14 protein-coding genes and 1 pseudogene are annotated in these 18,369 nt (G+C 57.2%); 7 read left to right on the forward strand and 8 right to left on the reverse strand.

Features of this window, described 5'->3' with window-relative positions:
* Nucleotides 1-25: 25 nt before the first annotated feature.
* On the forward strand, nucleotides 26-3,283 hold the full coding sequence (locus NLX68_RS17385; protein ID WP_254284990.1) for a DUF6543 domain-containing protein: 3,258 nt from the start codon (nucleotides 26-28) through the stop codon (nucleotides 3,281-3,283).
* An 11-nt stretch (nucleotides 3,284-3,294) separates the two neighbouring features.
* On the opposite strand, the gene NLX68_RS17390 is transcribed toward NLX68_RS17385, so the two are convergent.
* The 4 genes from NLX68_RS17390 to NLX68_RS17405 form a co-directional block, all read right to left on the reverse strand.
* Nucleotides 3,295-4,155: a LysR family transcriptional regulator gene (locus NLX68_RS17390; protein ID WP_254284991.1), complete on the reverse strand. Its 861-nt coding sequence runs from the start codon at nucleotides 4,153-4,155 to the stop codon at nucleotides 3,295-3,297.
* A gap of 118 nt (nucleotides 4,156-4,273) precedes the next feature.
* A complete protein-coding gene (locus tag NLX68_RS17395; protein ID WP_254284992.1) occupies nucleotides 4,274-5,365 on the reverse strand; it encodes a DUF3616 domain-containing protein in 1,092 nt (363 codons plus the stop codon).
* Nucleotides 5,366-5,641: 276 nt separating this feature from the next.
* Nucleotides 5,642-7,597 (reverse strand): hypothetical protein, encoded by a 1,956-nt coding sequence (locus NLX68_RS17400; RefSeq protein ID WP_254284993.1) that lies wholly within the window; start codon nucleotides 7,595-7,597, stop codon nucleotides 5,642-5,644.
* A 58-nt stretch (nucleotides 7,598-7,655) separates the two neighbouring features.
* A complete protein-coding gene (locus NLX68_RS17405; protein WP_254284994.1) occupies nucleotides 7,656-7,988 on the reverse strand; it encodes a hypothetical protein in 333 nt (110 codons plus the stop codon).
* A 571-nt stretch (nucleotides 7,989-8,559) separates the two neighbouring features.
* Between NLX68_RS17405 and NLX68_RS26530 the strand changes: the two are divergent.
* A pseudogene (locus tag NLX68_RS26530) lies at nucleotides 8,560-11,412 on the forward strand (AAA family ATPase).
* 82 nt (nucleotides 11,413-11,494) lie between these two features.
* Here NLX68_RS26530 and NLX68_RS26465 read toward each other — a convergent pair.
* Complete coding sequence (locus NLX68_RS26465; protein ID WP_302056236.1) at nucleotides 11,495-11,623, reverse strand: hypothetical protein; 129 nt, start codon at nucleotides 11,621-11,623, stop codon at nucleotides 11,495-11,497.
* A gap of 348 nt (nucleotides 11,624-11,971) precedes the next feature.
* On the opposite strand from NLX68_RS26465, the gene NLX68_RS17420 reads away from it, so the two are divergent.
* A complete protein-coding gene (locus NLX68_RS17420) occupies nucleotides 11,972-13,630 on the forward strand; it encodes a DNA repair protein (protein ID WP_254284997.1) in 1,659 nt (552 codons plus the stop codon).
* A 546-nt stretch (nucleotides 13,631-14,176) separates the two neighbouring features.
* On the forward strand, nucleotides 14,177-14,518 hold the full coding sequence (locus tag NLX68_RS17425; protein WP_254284998.1) for a DUF3077 domain-containing protein: 342 nt from the start codon (nucleotides 14,177-14,179) through the stop codon (nucleotides 14,516-14,518).
* A gap of 291 nt (nucleotides 14,519-14,809) precedes the next feature.
* Here the strand turns inward: NLX68_RS17425 and NLX68_RS17430 are convergent, their stop codons facing one another.
* Nucleotides 14,810-15,370, reverse strand: coding sequence for a nucleotidyltransferase family protein (locus tag NLX68_RS17430; protein WP_254284999.1), 561 nt, complete (start codon nucleotides 15,368-15,370; stop codon nucleotides 14,810-14,812).
* Between the two features lie 172 nt (nucleotides 15,371-15,542).
* Nucleotides 15,543-16,430 (reverse strand): LysR substrate-binding domain-containing protein, encoded by an 888-nt coding sequence (locus NLX68_RS17435; RefSeq protein ID WP_254285000.1) that lies wholly within the window; start codon nucleotides 16,428-16,430, stop codon nucleotides 15,543-15,545.
* Nucleotides 16,431-16,539: 109 nt separating this feature from the next.
* Between NLX68_RS17435 and NLX68_RS17440 the strand changes: the two genes are divergently transcribed.
* From NLX68_RS17440 to NLX68_RS17450, 3 genes are all read left to right on the forward strand, one after another.
* Nucleotides 16,540-16,689, forward strand: coding sequence for a hypothetical protein (locus tag NLX68_RS17440; RefSeq protein WP_254285001.1), 150 nt, complete (start codon nucleotides 16,540-16,542; stop codon nucleotides 16,687-16,689).
* A gap of 6 nt (nucleotides 16,690-16,695) precedes the next feature.
* Nucleotides 16,696-17,070, forward strand: coding sequence for a tautomerase family protein (locus tag NLX68_RS17445; protein ID WP_010225399.1), 375 nt, complete (start codon nucleotides 16,696-16,698; stop codon nucleotides 17,068-17,070).
* Between the two features lie 110 nt (nucleotides 17,071-17,180).
* Nucleotides 17,181-17,510, forward strand: coding sequence for a DHCW motif cupin fold protein (locus NLX68_RS17450; protein ID WP_063913491.1), 330 nt, complete (start codon nucleotides 17,181-17,183; stop codon nucleotides 17,508-17,510).
* A gap of 182 nt (nucleotides 17,511-17,692) precedes the next feature.
* Here the strand turns inward: NLX68_RS17450 and NLX68_RS17455 are convergent, their stop codons facing one another.
* Nucleotides 17,693-18,340 (reverse strand): glutathione S-transferase family protein, encoded by a 648-nt coding sequence (locus NLX68_RS17455; RefSeq protein ID WP_254285002.1) that lies wholly within the window; start codon nucleotides 18,338-18,340, stop codon nucleotides 17,693-17,695.
* Nucleotides 18,341-18,369: the final 29 nt, after the last annotated feature.

The following is an 18,369-nucleotide window of genomic DNA, read 5'->3' on the forward strand; positions in this document are numbered from 1 at the left end:
AAACTCCAGAGCGAGGAGTTTCACCATGAGCCAATCAGCACCTCCCCCGGCAGCGTCTACCAGCCACCCCTCAAGCTGGGACCTGCTGCACATCAGCCAACGGCTACAACAGCGTCCGACAATGTCGGGGGTGGCCAACAACCTGGTCCATGCGCTCATCCCCGACGCCACGAGGACAGCGGTGGACCAGGCGCCGTTCTATCTCGCACAGCCCTCCGGGCGTTCTACCCCGCTTGCGGAGCTGATAATCCAGCGCTACCTGCTCAACAAGGCTATTGAGCTTCCAGTGGATAGCGTGGTGACCCAGATCGCCAGTGGTACAGAGCCAGGGGCGACCTTGATCAGCCAAGCGGACCTCAAAGAAATCCTTGAGGTCGGTGGCCCGCGATTGCTCAGTATCTTTGAGTCACAATTGCTCGACTTCTGGAATGCTCAGGATGAGCAAGCGCTGAATTTGCTGCAGCGAATTTCACTGTTTGTGGCGGGTGACATGCAGGCAGAGGCAAGCACATTGCCTGGCGGCCAACAGCAATGGTTGCAACTGCAGGCCAGCATTGTGTTCTTCACGCCAAGCCTGGGCGACGGTGCGCAGCAAGGCATCGCCATCAGGCACACCGACCGCTCAGCCAACGCGGTCCTGTATACCCTCAACAGCGGGCTAGTTGCATATGCCAGTGCCGATGCGCTTGAAGCTCATTTGAGTGACCAGCTCAGTGACCCCAGCCCCGGATTTCGCCCTGGGCAGAATGTTTTCGAGGCCTTCGCAACGGGGTTGTTGGAGCAACAACTGCAGGGGTTATCGGCCATTGTGCCTGGCGACTTCAAAACGTCGACCGCACTGGCTCAGCACGTCGACGAGCTGATCAACCTCGACGAACTGTTCTGCCGGCTTCGTCCACCGTCCACATCGACCTCGGCTCAATCGAGCTATCCACTACCGGCCTGGATGCACCAGGCCAGCGCTGCGGACCGGCAGGTGATTGCCCGGCAACTCGCCGCGCTGGCAAAGCTTGAGCAGTCCAGCCAGGCCATCGCCCTACCCAGCCTGGCGCGCTACACCGCAGATGTACTCGATGCACAAATAAAGCACGATCACCCCGGGCAGGCACTACCACCCGCTGCTGATTTCATCGTGCAGGTCTACGACTACACGCCGCCGTTCTTTGACCCTTTTCACCTTACCGGGGGGCGTTCATCTCATCCGCAAAAACCGCGTTCGCTCATCCAGGTAGCGGCCCTCAACACCCAGGCGCTGCCACTGGAGCGCTCGCAGATCAGCCTGCACTCGGGCAAAGCGGTACCGACCTGGGCCAGCGCTGCCTACTTTCGCCAGTTGATCAGCCGTGTTGATGTGGGCAAGAGTTATCCGGCGCTCCTGCAACACACATTGCTGGACGACGCGCCTCAGGCATGCACCCAACAAGCACTGTTTGTCGAGCGCTTGCGCATGCTGTTACCGATTCTCCTGATCACCCCCAGGCCAGAAGGCAAAGGCACACTCACCGAACCTGCACGCCGCTGCGTGCACGCCGCCTTCGCCCCAGGCAACGACCCGCTCAGCGACAGCGTCAAGTTCAGTCACCTGGCCTTGCAACTGAGCCACAACACAAGCCCGGCCGTGCCTGCACAAGGCCTGTTCATTATTGAACCGGCAGGCCCGGCACCCAGCCTATTGGTGTTGTACGCACCACAATGCACCCCGCAACTGATGGAGTTCAGTTCGCGCGCGGCGCTGCTATCCCGCCTGAAACACCCTGGGCCATTGCACGATGCTGTGCTCGGCGCCCTGCCTGAAGGGCAGATCCGTACCGCGCTGCGCCGGGGTGACAACTGGAGCCCTGCGCTGGACAGCAACTACCTTGGCGGCGAGCTTGGCTTGAGGCATGAGTCGATCCTGTTGGCCCAGGCCCCCATCGCCAACAATGCACTTGATCTGATCTATCAGGCCAATGCCCGCTCCCTCATCGAACAAGCGCGCCAGGCAACAACGTCTGACGCCGAGCAGCACTGGATCAGCGCAGAAAAGTCCATCGCACTGGTGCTGTCGGCATTGCTGCCAGTCCTTGAGGGCCCGCTCGCTGACATTGCCTGGATTGCCCAGTTCTATGCCAGTGTCTATGCACTGCATACGGCGGCACTGAACCCTGATCTTCAAGCAGAAAAGAGCGCACTGGTGCAGGTGCTGATTCAGGCATCGCTTTTGCTCATTCATGAGAGCGTGCGTACCGGCCGTATGGGGCCGAGCAAAGTCCAACCGGCAAGAGAACTTGGCAATGCCATTCGCAAACGCCGCTCGCTCCTGCTGTTACCCCAGCTGCCAAGCGATACCTTGCTGGATTTCAGCGGATGGAGCTCCCCTGCTCTTTCCAGGCAGAATCTCGAACAATTGCGTGCGCTGGCCATTGCTCCCATCGACCCGCTGGATGGTGCGTTGAGCGATCAGGATGAACAAGGATTGTTCATTCATCAGGGGCAACGCTGCGTGCGCTTGCCCCAAGGGTGGTTTCGCATCGAACAAGGCGCGGATGAGGCCTGGATGATTGTTGACCCGCACACCTCGGCACTTGGCCCACGCATCGTCCGTGGCAGCGCGGGCACCTGGCAACTCGACCTGCGTTTGCACCTGCGTGGCGGCGCGCCAGTTTCCAATGCGGCGCTTAAACGACTACAGACCCAGTTGCGCCAAGCCCACCTGTTGCTGGCGCAGGAAGCTGATGAAATCGCGGCAGGCGAGCGCTTTCGGGGGCTGCCAATAGAAGTCGAAGAGCGGCTGGAAACAAAAGCCCAAGCCCGGCGAGCCTGCGCTAATACCCTGGAAAAGCAGATTGCCAACTCACCTGATCAAAGCACCTCGCAAACCATTGGCCAGTTGCGCTCAAGTGCGCAACGCTTGCAACAAGCCGGGCGACGCCTGCGCATCGAACGTCTGAAAGCCTTACCCCCTACTGCCACCGGGATAGACTTTCTGCATGATCAACACGAGATTGTCATCACCCGCCTGGGTGAGCGCAGCGATGTTTCGGGCGGCAAAGGCATGGACTTTCTGCTGGAGTTCGCGGTGCAGGATCGCCGCGGCAAACCACTGGCCTATGCACACTTCCACTACAGCTCTGCCAGCAGCGCCGAGCTCAACTACCAGGCCGCCCACATCAAAAAACCTGAGCAACGCTTCATGGGTTTGAGCGGGCAAAAGGATCAGGCAAGCCGAGGAATGCCGGTAACCGCCATTTACCGTGATCACATCAGCCCGCAACTGGCGCGCAAACTGCTTTTCCAAGACTGACCTTGCAGCGCCTAGCTGCTTTCCAGCAACCGATCGAGCAACCACAACCCCGCCGGCCCCGGCGGGGTCAGCTTCGACCAGGCCACATCCACCGCAATCGGCCGCGGCCAGCCGCGCAGCTTCAGCTCGGTGAGCTGGCCATGGCCGTACTGCTTGACCAGGCCGTGCGGCAACTCCGCCCAGCCAAAGCCCTCCTCGGTCATCTCCAGCAGCATCAGGTAATCCGGCGCCGACCACACCCGCCCCTGGGGTTTGTTCACACTGTCGGTGTAGGTGTTCAAGTACAACTGCCGATGCCCAGCGAGGTGCGCCTGGGTCGGCTGCGCAAGCTGTGCCAGCGGGTGATTGCTGGCCACGAAAATCCCCATCTGCGCCTGCGCCGCCAGCCGCGTGGCGGCCACATCCGGTGGGTAGCCGGGTTGCGCGGCGAGCATGCCCAAATGTGCGCGGCCGCTCTGCAGCAGGTTCAGCACATCACCCGCCTCGGCAATCATGCATTCCAGCTCGATGTCCTGGTAGCGCTGCTCGAATAACTGCATCACCCGGTTGTCCGGGTTGAGCTGGTGCATGTCGGAAAACACGATCGTCAGCCGCGGCTCGACCTTGTCCGCCAGACGGATGCTCAACTGGTCCAGGCGCTCGCTGGCGGCGAGGATCTCGTGCACATGGCCGAGTACCTTGCGCCCGGCTTCGGTCAGCACGGGTTGGCGGGCCTGGCGGTCGAACAGGGTGACGCCGAGGTCGGCTTCGAGGTTGGCAATTGCGGCGCTGATGGTGGATTGGCTTTTGCGTAGCTTGCGGGCGGCGGCGGAGAAGGAGCCTAGGGCGACGGCTTCGACGAAGGCTTGGAGGGCTTCTGGGGAGTAGCGCATTGGGGGGTATCGATTTTTTCGATGCTGGTAACCATATTGTAGCGGGAAAAGCGATTTCAATACCGCGCCGGCGAAGCGTGCCCTGCCTGCATAACCCGCCGCACCCGCGCAGCCGCCGCTAATTGAGGGTAAACAGGTCCCCTTCCACACTCCGGTCACCGTGTTTACGACGCTGTGCGGCAGCGTCGTAGACGATCAGCAAAAGCTCCCTGCTCTCCTCACCCGATTTGAACAAGCACATGCCCTCTGCATAATCGTCGCCTGTGCCGAACGGCACCTCCAGCACCGTCTCCAATTGATCGGCAAACACCACCTGCTCTTCATCGGCTGCAAAGCCGCCGCGCCAACGGAACACCGTGACCGGGCCGTCCAGGTCCATGGTCGGCCCTGCCAGAATCAGCAGGTCGTCGCCCCTGCTGCACAGGTCTCGCACCCCCAGGCCGTTGAGCGCGAAGAAGTGCTTGCGGTAGCGGCGCCCATCAGGGCCGATCTTCTTGAGCACCAGGGTGTCGGTGGAGTCGCCATCGGGTTCAGGCTCGATCTCCAGCAGCACGGTCCAGCCGCGCAGCACCGGCCCCCGCAGCCCCAACAGCAGGCGCGAGCCGATGACGGCCAAGCCTTCGATGTCGAAACCGTTGTCTTTGCCCGGGATGCGCAGAAAGTCGCGTAGCTGATCGTCCTTGGCAATTTCCGCGGTCAGGTCGTTGCCGAGCGCATTGCCATGCAGCTGCGCCGCCGTACGTCCATCGCCATCCACCTTTTCGGCGAGCACATAGCGGTCGTTCTGCTGCACCACAGGGAGGCGCGCCAACAGAAAGCGATTGCCGTCCGCCTCTACGGTCGACAGGCGCTTGATGTTCTTCTGCGCAGATTTGTCGGCCTCCGCCTTCTTGCGCTTGAGGCTATGGGAGCCGACGACCCAGAGATACCCCCCGTCAGGGGCATAGGCCAGGCCCTCGATGTCGATCTCGGCTTCTGGATCGGGTATGGGCAGGTTCAGGTACTTCATCAGCGGGAAGGAGTGGTGCTCATCGCACGTCACGGCTTCACCGGGTGCTGCGGGCTGGATCGTCAGGCGTTCCAGGCTGGTGGTTTCGTCGTTGGCCAGCCACAGCGTGCCGCCGATCTGCAGGGCAACCGAAAGGCCATCGCGCAATGACGCAGGTGCCGGGTCAAAGTGCAGTATCAGGGTATTGGCTGGCTTGTTCATGGGGGCTCTCCCGCCTTGAGGGGGTAACGCGAAGATGTGTAAAGGCTAGTGGCTGTTTGTTAACAATCAAGGTTATTGGCAAGGTTCCCACCTTACGGCACTTCTTGTTATGGCGGCTTTGCGCAGGGCGCCTTCATGCGTGCCGGGTTCCTTGATCGCTGGCCTGGTAACCCGCGTGCAGCTGCTGCCCTCTTGGTTAGAGTGGCCAAAAAGCTACATGTCGTGAAGTGCTGCGATCGGCCAGAAGCAGACGTCCGCGCCAAGCCCCCCGAAACATCAATACCCATGAAACTCCCGAAATTCCTGGGCCTTGTGGTAATCAATCCACTCCCCCACCTCAAAGGGAATGTACAACTGCTGCCGCGCCCGTGAAATCGCAATATACACCGCGCAGATCCGCTCATCGAACGCGTAGGCATCCTTGAACTGCTCCGTGGTCAGCAACTCGGGCGTCAGCAACACCCGGTCGAATTCCATCCCACCCGCCTCCTGCGCCATCATCAGCATGCAACTGTTGCCCGGCTGGCCTTGCAAGCGGTTCAAGCGAGCGATGTCGGCAACGTTGAAGCCTTTTTCCAGCGCTGCTTCTACCCACAGGAAAGACTCATCGTACTGATTGGCATCGCGCACTTGGCGCCAATCGAGCAGCTCGCTGAAATCCGCGTGCCCGCCCTTCTCGCTTTGCTCGAGGCTGTAGTAACTGGGTTTGAACAGGGCGATAGCCGTGGTCATGAAATGCTGCAGGTCTTCCTGCGCGGCCTTGTTCGGAAAGCTAAAGGCGCAGTTGGCGTCGTGAATCTGCATGAGCCATTTCATGGTGTTCCAGCGCGAAGCCGTCAACACGACACACCCTTCGGGTGGCACGAAACCCTGGGGGTAATGCTCCACCACCACATCAGCGTTACGGGCGCCTTCGAAGTACACCTTGCTCTTGGCCGAGTGTCGCGAAATCAGTGGGTTGACCAATCGCTCCACGTTGCGCCCCGAACGCACGGAATAGCTGATATCGCTGCGCCGCACCTCCCGGGTGCGCTGCACGGTCGCGCCCTTGACCTGCTGGTACTCATCGCCCAGGGTGATCAACACCTGCTTGCTGCGCTCGATGATCTGCAACAGCGAAGCGGGAATGTCCTGACTTTCATCTATAAGCACGTGGGTAAACCGCGCCGGCACAACGCAGCCCGCCAGGCTGGCCCGTTTGATCATCATCAGCGTTGAGAAGTCCCCCTGACCGGCCCACGCAGGGGTTGAGTCCAGATAGGTCCACAGGCGGCTGGAGTATTCGAGCAATACCTTGGCATCCAGCGGCGACAACGCCTGCTGGAAGTGCGGCAGATGTGCAGCAGACAGGCTGTAGTCCCTGGCGCTGCAATAGCGCTTCAATACCTTGAGGCACACGCTCAAGGTGGCTTGAGCATCGAAGCCACGAAAGCCCAGGATATTGAGCTCCAGGGCAAGGGCCTGCTTGGTCGGCAATCTGGTTGGCTTGCTCGTCGGCTGAAACCTGGAACGCTTAAGGAGCTCATACGCAAAGGCCTCGAAGGTCGAGCCTGCCTTCCTGTCATGCTCCCCGCCCATGCGCTGGCGCAAAACATCGAGTTTGCTCTTTGTGCGCGCCAGGACCAGGATGGTTTCGGGGCGCAGGAACTCCAGCAAAGCCCCCAACAGGTGGCTTTTACCCACCCCCGCATAGCCTTGCACATGCAGGTCTTCATCCAGGTTGGCGCGGAAGGTACGCACCAGTTTGTCCTGCGCATCGCTCAGCCAGCGCTCACGATGCCGGGGTGTCACCAAATGCTCGCGGTAGGGGTCGTTCTGCTTGTGGTGACGAATACTAAAGCAGGCGTCCCATTCACCGCTAGGCAAGAGGTAAGGCTGCGCCGCCACCTCCTCTGCCTCCAAAAAACGCAGGTTCAGGTGTTTGATGGCTTCGAGACCGTAATACAACTTGCCCTGGTCGAACAGCCGTTTCGCCTCGGACAACAGGCCTGCCGCGTGCCGCGAGCTGATGGCCCAGCCAATCAGCCTGGCCAACACCTTCTCGGCCCCGGCGGGGTTAAGATCCTTTTCCGTGGCCTGGGCCAGGTTCTGGATGACCAGCACAGCGGCCAGCTCCGGGTCGCTCAGGGAGGCAAGCCCGAGTACGCCGTCGTCGGCCAGCAGGCGTGCGCAGGTTTCCTGAGTGACGGGCAGGAACAGAGGGCTGGATAAATCAAAGTGTTCGGAGTGCATACAATCTCATTGCTACGGCGTCCATTTCACAAAAGACCGCTCTCGCCTTGGGCCTCATTCATTGCGCAGGCATTGCTATCTGGCGAATCCAGCGCTTCAAGTGTCCACTTGTCGGTGATTCGCTCCACTTAAGAGGAGCCTGGAAAGTACGCCGGACGTCCTTGAGCCATCCCAACTCCATCAACCTTGACCGGATCGCTCGAGTGGGCACACAAAAGGTGAGGCCAAGATCCGTGAGAATCCGTTGAGCGGTTTCGATGTTGTGGTGCTGGTGGTCGACGTAGATTCGACCATGCCCACGGAATTTAACACCATAGTGCTCAAGCAAAGGCGCCAGATGACGCTCCAGCACGTCTTCCTCGCTCCACTGATCGACCTTGTTTTCGTCCACTGAATGCGCCTCCGACGGATAGGCGTCGAAGTATGCCACTTCCAATTGTGGTAATGGCCGGATCTAGGAGGCTAGGGAAGAAATTATCTCGGCAGAATGTTTCAACAGCACAGCCGCGCGGCAGGCGTCGCTTGCTTGATCGCTGGCCTGCTGACCCGCGTAAATCTACTGCCCTCTCAGTTAGAGTGGCCAAAAAACTACATATCGTGATGGGCTGCAATCGACCAGGAGCTGCCGGTCAAGGAAGGCCGCATCCGACCCGAAGCGGACAATAGTCTGTGTGTAAGCTCAGACGCCCAGTCTTTATGGCTCCTCAGCAGATACCTGCATAGTACATCTCAGATTCCGCCCCGTTCCCTCTAGCAGGTCGCATCTACGGTGATCATCACCTAGGTTTTGATGAAACGTGGCCGGAACGAGATTCGGCATGCAGAAGCAGAGCTGAATCAGGTGAGGTGTAGGTTCAGATTGGTAGCGCGCAACACTTGCGAAGGCCCTCGGTACTTGGCTTGGGGTGATGGCTTTCTGATTTCATTCCGGCTACGATCATGCGCATCAGGGAGGAGGCGCGATGAGCCAGTACCTTTTGAGTTTTGCAAGGCAGAATCTTGAAGGGCGCAGTGACGCTTACCTCGTGTTGCTCTGGTGCATGTACCAGGCGAACCAGAACAAGGGACGCTATTCCGACCACATCAAAACACACATCACAGCGGCAGCTGACCAGCTGCTGGATCGCAACTACCAGCGCATCGCCACCCGCTTCAAAAAAGTGCTCGACAGCAAGCCGGAGTTGGATCGGATACCGCCTTCCGGCCTTGGTGCGTTGGACTATCTTAGCGTGAAAAACTTCCGAGGCTTCGGAGAATTCGGCCCTGACGACAAAGGCTCCTACATCCGTTTCAGCAAACTGAAAAACATCTTCTATGCACCCAATGGCGGTGGCAAATCGTCCTTGTGCGAGGCGTTGGAGTTCGGCACCACTGGAGACATCAAGGAAGCGTCCAGGCGCAAGACCAGGCTTAGGCAGTACATCGCCCGGGGAGACATTCGGCACCAGCTCCTGCTGATGGGCGCGGATAAGCTTCCAGTCAAGCCAAGCATCAACTGGTCGAGTTGCTTCATCGACCGTAACCGCCTTCAGGAATTTTCACTGCTGGGTTCCAAGGACACTGGCAGTGTCGAGGGTGATGTCCTGGCGACCCTGTTTGGCTTGGAAGAACTCCAGGAGGTCATTGGACGGTTCGTCCGGCCTGAAAGCTTCTCGCTCAAAACCTTCATGCGTGCCGACCAAGCTGAGGCTCTGGAGACCCTGGAGCGCACCCGGGACAGTCTGGGCCAACTGCGGCGTAAGCACAGGGCAGAGCTTCGGGGATCAATTTCCCAAATCTGCGAGCTGCTAGGGCTGCGGTCAGATCAAGACTTCGAGATTCGCCCCAAAGTACTGCGGCTTCGCAAAACTATAGAAATGCATATCCGTGGAGCTGAGCGCTTGCTAGCCGCCAAGGCCCCGATCACTATCCCGCTGAGGCAGGTGAGGCGTATCTGTGCTATCGCTCAGCGCTTGCTCCACCGCAGAGTCGATATCGAGACGGTATTTCTGCAGAGGGCCAGCGAGGTCAATTATCGCGCCGTCTTCGAGGCCTTGAAGGCCATCGAGTAATTGCAGGCGGGGGAAACCTGTCCTGCATGCCTGACCCCCCTCGACAAGGTTACGGTGAACCCATTCGAGAGGGCGCGAGAGCAGATCAAGGCGCTGGGTGCACTGGAATCCCTGAAGCAATCTAGGCAGCGAAATGACGCCCGGATCGCGCTCTGGGCTTCACGAGTCGCCACGGGAATCAGTGCGGTGAAGGGCAATGAGTACGCCAGCGTTCCCTGCCCGCTGAAGATGGACGAATTGGAAGCTGTGCTTGCAGAATTTCATGCCGCTACCGATCGCTCGGAGGTGGCGCCGTCCGTTCTCGACTCGCTTCTGAAGCTTTGCGCGGGGAGTGCAGATCAGATCGAGGCCTATTTGCGTACCTGTGAGCGGAAGTGCCGGGAGGTTGGCCAGGCAGAAGCCCAGGCAGCCCGCCTTGAAGCACGGGTGGTGCAACTGAAAGCGGTTGATGAGTCGCTGAAGCAGCTGTTCGACCGCAAAACCCGCGCGGAAAGCGAGTACAGAGCCGGCAACGGCCAGATGGCAGATCTGGTAACGCAAAAAGCGGCCATGCTCAACGATGCAGTCGATAACAGCCGCTTCAATCAGTTGCTCAAGGATCTGGAGGCTGAGTACCGAACCCTGTATCGCGACCTGCTGGAATACAAGCTTGAGCTGGAGAAAGCGCGAATCACCGGGATCGAAGCTAAAGCTGCCGAGTACTACCGAGCGATCAACAACCACGACGATGACCATGAGCAGATCGCGTCGTTAAGCTTCGACCGGCAGTCGGATAGCTACCGGATCAAGATCACCAACGTGGACGGCTCATTGCTCGATGCGTTTGCTGTGCTCAGCGAAGGGCATCTGAGGGCATTGGGACTTTCCATCCTCCTGGCGATGGCTGAGAAAAACAACTTCCCGCTCATCGTCTTCGATGACGTCGTCAATGCGATCGACACCGAGCACCGATCGAACATCATCGACCTGTTCTTCAGCGATGCTTACCTGCGCCGGATCCAAATGGTAGTCACCACCCATGACCGCCTTTTCTGGGAGCGTTTCTGCATCATCGCCGACCGCCACCCTCAGTGCGATCAGCACATCAGCCATGTGCTCAGCTACACGAACAAGGGCGTCGTGGTCATTGATCACGCGGGTGGCTTCCAGAAGAAAGTCTACGTGGCGCTGTCGGTCTTCGACGTCCGTCAGGCTTTGCTGTATTGCCGTATCTGGTTCGAATCAATGGTGCTTGAGTTCTGCATCGAAAACGGCGTCACAGTCACGGCGAACTTCAATAAGTCGCAGCTCAAGAAGAGCATGTACCTGCAGGTCAGCCTGGAGCACACCTTCTCTCTAGTGGAGCCGTTCATTGACTACGACCTGTCGTACTTCAATTTCATCAAGAATGACCTGGTCAACTGGGGTGGGCAGAACCAGGAGCATCACGCCTTCGACGAGGGCAGCCTTAACTTCGTGCACTCCAAGACCAGCGGCGAGGTCTTGAGAATCTACGATGCCATCCGCTTCCTGGAGTGCCAGCTGTTCACGGCAAGGAAAAAGGAGTCCGGGGAGAAGTATCTTGCCGAAGTCAATCAAAAAATCGAGAAAAGCCAAAGGAAGCTGGCAGGGCTCGCCAAAGCACCAGCAGAGGTGCAGAAGGAGCATCAAGCAGCGTTGAAAGCTCTGGAAAAGCGCGCCGTCGAACTCGACCAGGAGCTTCAGTTCATCGAGCAGTGTCTCGCCAGCGTCGCTCAACGCGAGCAAGCTAAAGAATTGTCTTGAACTCTACTTCGCTTGGCACAGATCTGGCTGCTTTGGGCTGATATTCTGCAGAGTCTCAACGGCCGCTTTAGGTCGGAAGCGGTCATGCACGACCGGCAGCTTTCGACCCAAAGCTGCCTCTGCCGAGCTCGCGCTCCAATAGCAGCGTTTTTATGCCGACCAGCGGTTGGATCGGGCCGGTATGATTCAGCATGCTGTCTTCGGGGCTCATTCACCAATCCTACGAACAGCAGAGCTTGAATGGGGAAATGTGCTAGCGACGATCAATTGATTGACAGCTTTGAGTCGGTCCCGTCGCACCCGGCCTACATGCCTGGCACGCCATGCGGGACAGTGCTTCTCTTTTCGGAAATCTGATCGGTAGCGGTGGGGCTCAGACACTTGATGATGAGTCCGCGCTGCTGAAAAAAGGCCAGCCATCAGCTTCCGCTCAAGCAGAAATCTGCGCAATCGGCGCCCTTTGCTTGCACCGGTATAATGCTATCCTCCAATCTACTTGGTTTCGCCTGCTCCGATCAATTTCACAACCAAGCTTCATAAAACTCTAAAGGTTTTTATAATGGACGATAAAGGCCTGAAAATAACGCGAAATTTGAAGGTTGGCGCTCTTGATGCGGAGGGCGACGCTGAGCTACTGAATCGGTGCTTCGTTGACAACGGCTATTTGAACAGGTTGATGGACGTGGACTCTCCTGAGTCCATCATTCTGGGACGTACTGGATCGGGGAAAAGCGCTTTACTTTATAAGATTCAGTCCATGGCTCAGAAAGTTGTTAAGCTCGACCCTAACGATATTTCCGTCCGATTTTTAGAATACTCCGACATCATTCAGTTTTTCTGTGCGCTAAATATAAATCTTGATCTTTTTTATAGGCTTCTATGGCGCCACGTACTAACTGTGGAGTTTTTGAAGCTCAGATATGATATAAAAAATGAATTTGAAAGCAGAAGCTTTATTGATGGCCTTGTCAGTAAATTTAATAGGGATGTCACCAGAAAAAAGGCGCTGGAGTACTTTGGCGAGTGGGGGGACCGCTTCTGGTTAGATACAGACGAGCAGCTCCGGATAATAACAAATAAGCTAGAATCTGATACTAAAAGCTCTATAGGTGCAAAATACGCCGGTGTAGATCTTTCGCTAGAGGGAGCAAGAAAGCTATCTGACGAAGACAGGGTTGAGATAAAGCAGCGGGCCAGCCTTGTGGTTAACGGCTTACAGATACGTAAGCTCAACGAAGTTTTAGATTTGTTGGCTGAACATTCGTTTGACGATCCTCAGAAAAAATTTTACATCCTCATTGATCAGTTAGACGAAGAATGGGCCGGCACGGAAACTAGGGTTCGATTCATCCGTGCCTTGATAGAGGAAATTAAAACGTTTCGACGAATTCGGCAGACCAAGATAATTGCAGCGCTGCGGAAGGATTTGCTGGTCCTTGTATTTGACATGACACGCGATTCAGGGTTTCAGGAAGAGAAATATGAATCATACCTCCTCGAGCTAAGATGGTCTCCTGAGGAATTGGCGCGCCTCATAGAATTACGTATAAATGAGATCTTCAAGAGTCAATATACTAAGCAGCTGGTACGCTTTGACGATGTTTTTCCAAAAGCTCGTAAAGGAGGGGGGCAGACTGCAATGGAGTTTATTGTTGAGCGAACCTTACGCCGCCCGCGCGACATATTGCAGTTTGTGAACGAGAGCTTTGTTATCGCTGCTGATCGTGAGCGCATTTCTTGGAGGTCTCTGTTTGCGGCTGAAGCGCAATATTCAGAGAAACGATTGAAATCGTTGAAGGAAGAGTGGGGTGAGGTTTATCCATCTTTTGAAGACGTGGTGGAAATTCTCCGTGGCTTGAAGGCCACCTTCACTCGTTCGATGATCAAAGATGCGAGATTGGAAGATGTTATGTTGACGCTCTACGATAATGACACCACTGATCCATGCGTAGCTGTAGTTAAAAAATACTACGACGGCCAAAGCGTTAAGGAATCTGACGTTCTGTCAAGCTTACTTTCTTGTCTCTATCGGGTAGGTGCTATTGGGGTGAAAACCGGGGCTATGGATACGTATATCTGGTGCTATGTTGACCAGGCTTCAGTTACTAGGGGGGAAGTTAAACGAGTTGAGCACATGAAAATTCACAAAATGCTTTATCGTGCTCTTGATGTGATTACTGAGCAAAGAGAGATATTTGAGGCTGAAGATCTAGACTGACGATACTGCTTTTTCTGCGCTAGCGACAGGCTGCTTGTGGACTATTTCAATCGGGCGCCGAATGGCTGCAATGGGTCGAAAGCAGCCATCGGGACCACCCGCTTTCAGCCAATGTTAGCCTCCAGTACTCACCGTCTCCGCATGGAGGGGTCTGCCCTACAATCGCCCACTCTGGAGCAACTGCATCACACTACATACCCGGCACTCCAATTTTCCCCTCGATGCACCGACTACTGCGAGTCGATAGCTCACACCACCATCTCCGTTCTCCTTGCCCTACCCCACCCACCACGTTACTCTCCCCCAGTCGTTGCAAATTCAGCGACCGGGTTTAGCAGCTCGACCAATGATCAAGGTGCATACAGCGCCCCTTCTTGATCAATCGGCGCTTTTTTTGTGCCGGTTGTCTCTTGTTATGGCAGCTGTGCGCGGGGCGCCTTCGTGCGCGCCGGGTTCCTTGATCCCTGGTCTGCTAACCCGCGTACAGCTGCCACCCTTTCGTTTAGCAGCGATGTGTGGCGGTTCCATCGATCAAGGAGCACCACCATGACCAAACCCGTTCCCGATCCACCCTTCACCCCCCAAACCAGCACCACCTTCGGCACCTGCAACGGCAGCCACGACCCGCTGTTCGCCGTCCGCGCCGGTGTCTCGTCCGAAGACGCCCTGATCCACACGTCCATCCTGCTCAAAAGCGCCTACCAGACTAACGCCCACGCCTGTGAATTGGTCGATGCCGAGGTGCGCGGGTTGCTCTGGGCGACCGAGCAATCACTGGAGATGAGCCTCGCCCTGGTCGAGGCGTTGCTGGACGAGGTCGAAGCGCGCTCGGCAACCGCTGCGTTGTTGCGGCGTTCGCTGCAAGCAGGCCAATCGGCGGTGGAGTGATCGCCAGCGAGTGTCCTGGGCCGCCGATGCGGCCCGCTCGTCCAGTGCCGAGCCTGGGCACCCGCCGCGTCGCCCCCGCTCCTTTGGCCCAAATCAAGCCGCCGGGCCTGGTTCGCGAGACGATGGCTGAAAGCCGGCCACCGCCTTGAGCTCAGGCAACGCCATCGATCCAATTGCGCGGCATTGCATACCAGCATCGAATGCGTCATCTGGACTCGCCCCGTGTCAACGTGCGTGTGATTGGGCCAGATTGCCCTGAATACATTCGCCACGTCCTTACGGCAGACACGTTTAGTTGACCAGGTTCAGCCAGGGCCAGCGTTCACGATAGCTAGCCGCTTTTTGGCTGAACAAGCCAGGCAGCGGGTTCAGTTCGTTAAGCCTGAGCAGGTTGTTCTGAAGATCATCCAGGCCGTGTGTGCTGTATAGCGCCCCTGTGTAGACATCCACTCCCAGGCAGGTTGCGCTGATCAGGTAGCGATCTATGCCATCGGTTACTTTTCTCAATTGAGGATAGGCGGCGCCGAATTTCGATGCGTACCACAGGTGAACGCGGGCCTGATTGCGTACCTCTACGTTGACCTCAAGATGGGAGCAGGCATGGCGAACCCGTGTGATAACTCGATCCTCGGCCTCCCATGAAAGGTCCTCATCGAAATAAGCGATGTCGTAATCCTTGATACCCCATTCAGCGGGCTGTCCCGATTGATGATTCCAGAAGGTCTGGAACAGACATCCCGCTGTCAGCATGCAGTGAGGGATGTTCAGTGTCGGCAGGAGCGTAAGTAATGCGTGGTTGATGGCGTTTTCTTGGGCGATCGCCAGCACGTGCTCGTTGGTCAGTGAATGCATCGTTACCCTCCATGGTGGCTGGGGGTGAGCTTACCTGAGCGATGCCCGGGATGAATGATTTAATCTCCGCTTATAACTGTGGATGCAACCCATAGCCGTCATCGGCCCATCACCCCAGTGCTTCGTTATTCTCCATCCATATCGCTCGAATTGAACCCTCGGGTGCCTTCGATTATTTCGTAACCGCGAAACTGAGCGCCTGTTCTTGCAAGCTCGTTTTGATCAATGCAGCCAATTGTTGGGTGGCTGGTGTTGGGTCATCGCCACCGCGGTGAAGCACATAGCCAAGGCTTGGCACGGGGGGTAAGCCAGAAACAACGGTGAGATGACTCGGCAGCCCGATGCGAGTTCGCAGCGTCAGGCCCAATCCGGCGGCGACGGCCGCCCAGATACCACCGACGCTGGGGCTGGTCAGGGCGATCCGCCAAGGTATTTGCGCGCAATCCAGCGCCTGGGTGGCGGCGCTGCGCAATACGCAAGGCGCGTCGAACATGATCAATGGCAGCGGTGAGTCATCAAGGGCAGTCAGCAATGGCGTATCGCGGGCCCCGATCCAGTGCATCTGGGTTTCGCCCAGTCGCGTGGCATAGGGCGACATGTGCCCGGTGTCCCAGGTCAGGGCCAAGTCCAAGCCCTCGCTTTCGACCAGCGCCAGCAATTCGACATTGCGCGCAATCTTCACTTCCAGGCTCACCCTCGGGTACGTCTGGACGAAGCGTCGCAGGATATCGCTGAGGAAATGTTCCCCAAAGTCCTCTTGAAGCCCGAGGCGTATGGTCCCGGCAGTCTGGCTTTCATGCAGGGTCTGGAAAATGCTGTCGTTCAGCTCCAGCAACCGACGGGCATGGCTGAGCAGTGTTTCTCCTACGGGAGTCAACACCAGCCCGCGACCGGATTTAGCCAGTACCGGCGTGCCGACCTGCGCCTCGAGTTTCTTCAACTGGGCGCTCACGGCGGACGTCGATCGACCGAGACGATCCGCCGCTTTGGCGAAGCTGTTGAACTCCACGCCGGTGACAAAGGTGCGCAATACATCAAGATCGAAGGTCGGGCGGCGCATTCTATAGTCCACAAATTCGGGATGATTACCGCTATTAAATCTGATATTCGGCATTATCGCGAATTGATAGTTTTGCCCCGTCGATTAGCCAGTCAGAGGGAAAAACGTCATGACCCCATCCATGAACACTGCGCAAGCGCAACAGGCCGACTACCCGCACACATTTGCCGAATTGACCGAACATATGCTGTTCGGCGACAGGTGGACGCGTACGCAATTGACGCCTCATGAACGCAGCCTCGCCACAGCCCAGGAGTAACCGGCCATGCCATTTGCACGAATTTCACTGCACCGGGGCAAGTCGGCCGAATATTTACAGGCGTTGTCCCAGGGTTTGCACGACGCCTTGGTCGAGAGCTTCGAAGTGCCGAAGACCGATCGCTTCCAGGCCATTCACCAACATGAGGTCGGAGAGCTGATATTTGATCCCCACTACTTGGGTGGGCCGCGTAGCCATGACTTTGTGCTAATCGCGATTACCGCTGGCCGTCCTCGAAGTGTTGAGACGAAACAGCGTTTTTACCGCGATCTGGTCGAGAAACTGGGGCGGACGACGGGACTGAACGCGGAGGATGTCATGGTGGTGATCACCACTACGGCCAGTGATGAGTGGTCGTTTGGTGGAGGGCGGGGCAACTAGCCTTCGGGTGAGTGCAGCGCCTGTATTCCATAAATGCGGGCCGTCTGTGTCTATCGGCACCATTGCCAGATTGATACGGTCTGCATTTATTGTCGTTCGATGAGGCAACAATGGATCTCACTGCAATCCCCTTCGGTACCACCGATTGGTCAACGATAGAACCGGTAGCACATGCCGGTCAGACAGGCACAGCCTATTGGCGTACCTGCCAGTTTGGTTCAGCGCGCGTGCGGATGGTCGAGTACAGCCCTGGCTATTTGGCCGATCACTGGTGTTGGAGAGGACATATCCTGTTGTGCCTGGAAGGTCAGTTGCATACAGAACTGGAAGATGGTCGTCAGTTCACACTGACGCCGGGCATGAGCTATCAGGTGGGTAATAATGCTGAGGGACATCGGTCATTCACCGCCACCGGGGCGAAGCTGTTCATTGTGGATTAGTAGTGGGGACGGACCTGCATAACGCGCCCACCCTACCCGTTTGTGGCCAATGCGACCGCAATCGTGGGGTCTGAAATATATGTGTACAAATGACCGCTTCCGGTCGAAAGCGGTCGGTCGCCAACGACTGCTTCCGGCCAGAAGCGACCCTTGGGCGAACGATGAGCCCAGCATTTTCTGCATTAACTAAAGTTCGGCTCGGTCAACACGTTGCGTCCTGACGGGCGCAATCGCATGCGAAAAAGATAATCACGAAGCTTGGATGTTTTTTTCAGCCATTGTGCACTGTCGGGCACGCGTTCCAAATAATCGAGCATCGGCGTCAGGATGGCGTCCGCCATGCTGTAGTCCGCCCCGCAGAAAAATTGCTGCCCGCCCAACTGCTTCTCCAGCAGCCCAAGTGTTTGGGTAGCCATTGGCTCGGCGGTCGCCACCGCTTCTCTATCGATAGGGCGTGACGGTTGCGCAGGTGAAACCAGCAATAAAAGATAACGACGTATCAATCGATCATCGGCATACATCGCCAAGGCAGCGGACCACTGATCGACCTTTACCCTCTGGGCCAAGTCTGCGGGTCTTAGGGACGTGTGCGCAAAGGCTTCATCCAGGTAGCGGCAAATGGTGGTTGTTTCGATTACGCTCCGCTCTCCATGCAGCAATACCGGGACCTTGCCAAAAGGATGCAGTGCCTCGTGTTCAGGGCTGTGGAGCGTGATCGTTTTACCCTCCACGTGCATCCCGTGCGTGTAATCGAGCGCTTTCTCTTCGCAGTAAAGTCTGACACTACGCACGAAGGTGCTAAATCCAGGTCCCAGTATGTGCAATCGCATGAGTAGCTCCTTGAGGGAAGAGTCGGCAA

The organism is Pseudomonas sp. SBB6 (assembly GCF_024213215.1).
Classification (GTDB): Bacteria; Pseudomonadota; Gammaproteobacteria; order Pseudomonadales; family Pseudomonadaceae; genus Aquipseudomonas; species Aquipseudomonas donghuensis.

Excerpts from the sequence above, each read along its gene's own strand:
- NLX68_RS17390 (WP_254284991.1), bottom strand. The coding sequence starts at position 4,155 with ATGCGCTACTCCCCAGAAGCCCTCCAAGCCTTCGTCGAAGCCGTCGCC.
- NLX68_RS17425 (WP_254284998.1), top strand. The coding sequence starts at position 14,177 with ATGACCAAACCCGTTCCCGATCCACCCTTCACCCCCCAAACCAGCACC.
- NLX68_RS26465 (WP_302056236.1), bottom strand. The coding sequence starts at position 11,623 with ATGAGCCCCGAAGACAGCATGCTGAATCATACCGGCCCGATCCAACCG.
- NLX68_RS17420 (WP_254284997.1), top strand. The coding sequence starts at position 11,972 with ATGGACGATAAAGGCCTGAAAATAACGCGAAATTTGAAGGTTGGCGCT.
- NLX68_RS17435 (WP_254285000.1), bottom strand. The coding sequence starts at position 16,430 with ATGCGCCGCCCGACCTTCGATCTTGATGTATTGCGCACCTTTGTCACC.
- NLX68_RS17455 (WP_254285002.1), bottom strand. The coding sequence starts at position 18,340 with ATGCGATTGCACATACTGGGACCTGGATTTAGCACCTTCGTGCGTAGT.
- NLX68_RS17440 (WP_254285001.1), top strand. The coding sequence starts at position 16,540 with ATGACCCCATCCATGAACACTGCGCAAGCGCAACAGGCCGACTACCCG.
- NLX68_RS17430 (WP_254284999.1), bottom strand. The coding sequence starts at position 15,370 with ATGCATTCACTGACCAACGAGCACGTGCTGGCGATCGCCCAAGAAAAC.
- NLX68_RS17400 (WP_254284993.1), bottom strand. The coding sequence starts at position 7,597 with ATGCACTCCGAACACTTTGATTTATCCAGCCCTCTGTTCCTGCCCGTC.
- NLX68_RS17395 (WP_254284992.1), bottom strand. The coding sequence starts at position 5,365 with ATGAACAAGCCAGCCAATACCCTGATACTGCACTTTGACCCGGCACCT.
- NLX68_RS17445 (WP_010225399.1), top strand. The coding sequence starts at position 16,696 with ATGCCATTTGCACGAATTTCACTGCACCGGGGCAAGTCGGCCGAATAT.
- NLX68_RS17385 (WP_254284990.1), top strand. The coding sequence starts at position 26 with ATGAGCCAATCAGCACCTCCCCCGGCAGCGTCTACCAGCCACCCCTCA.
- NLX68_RS17450 (WP_063913491.1), top strand. The coding sequence starts at position 17,181 with ATGGATCTCACTGCAATCCCCTTCGGTACCACCGATTGGTCAACGATA.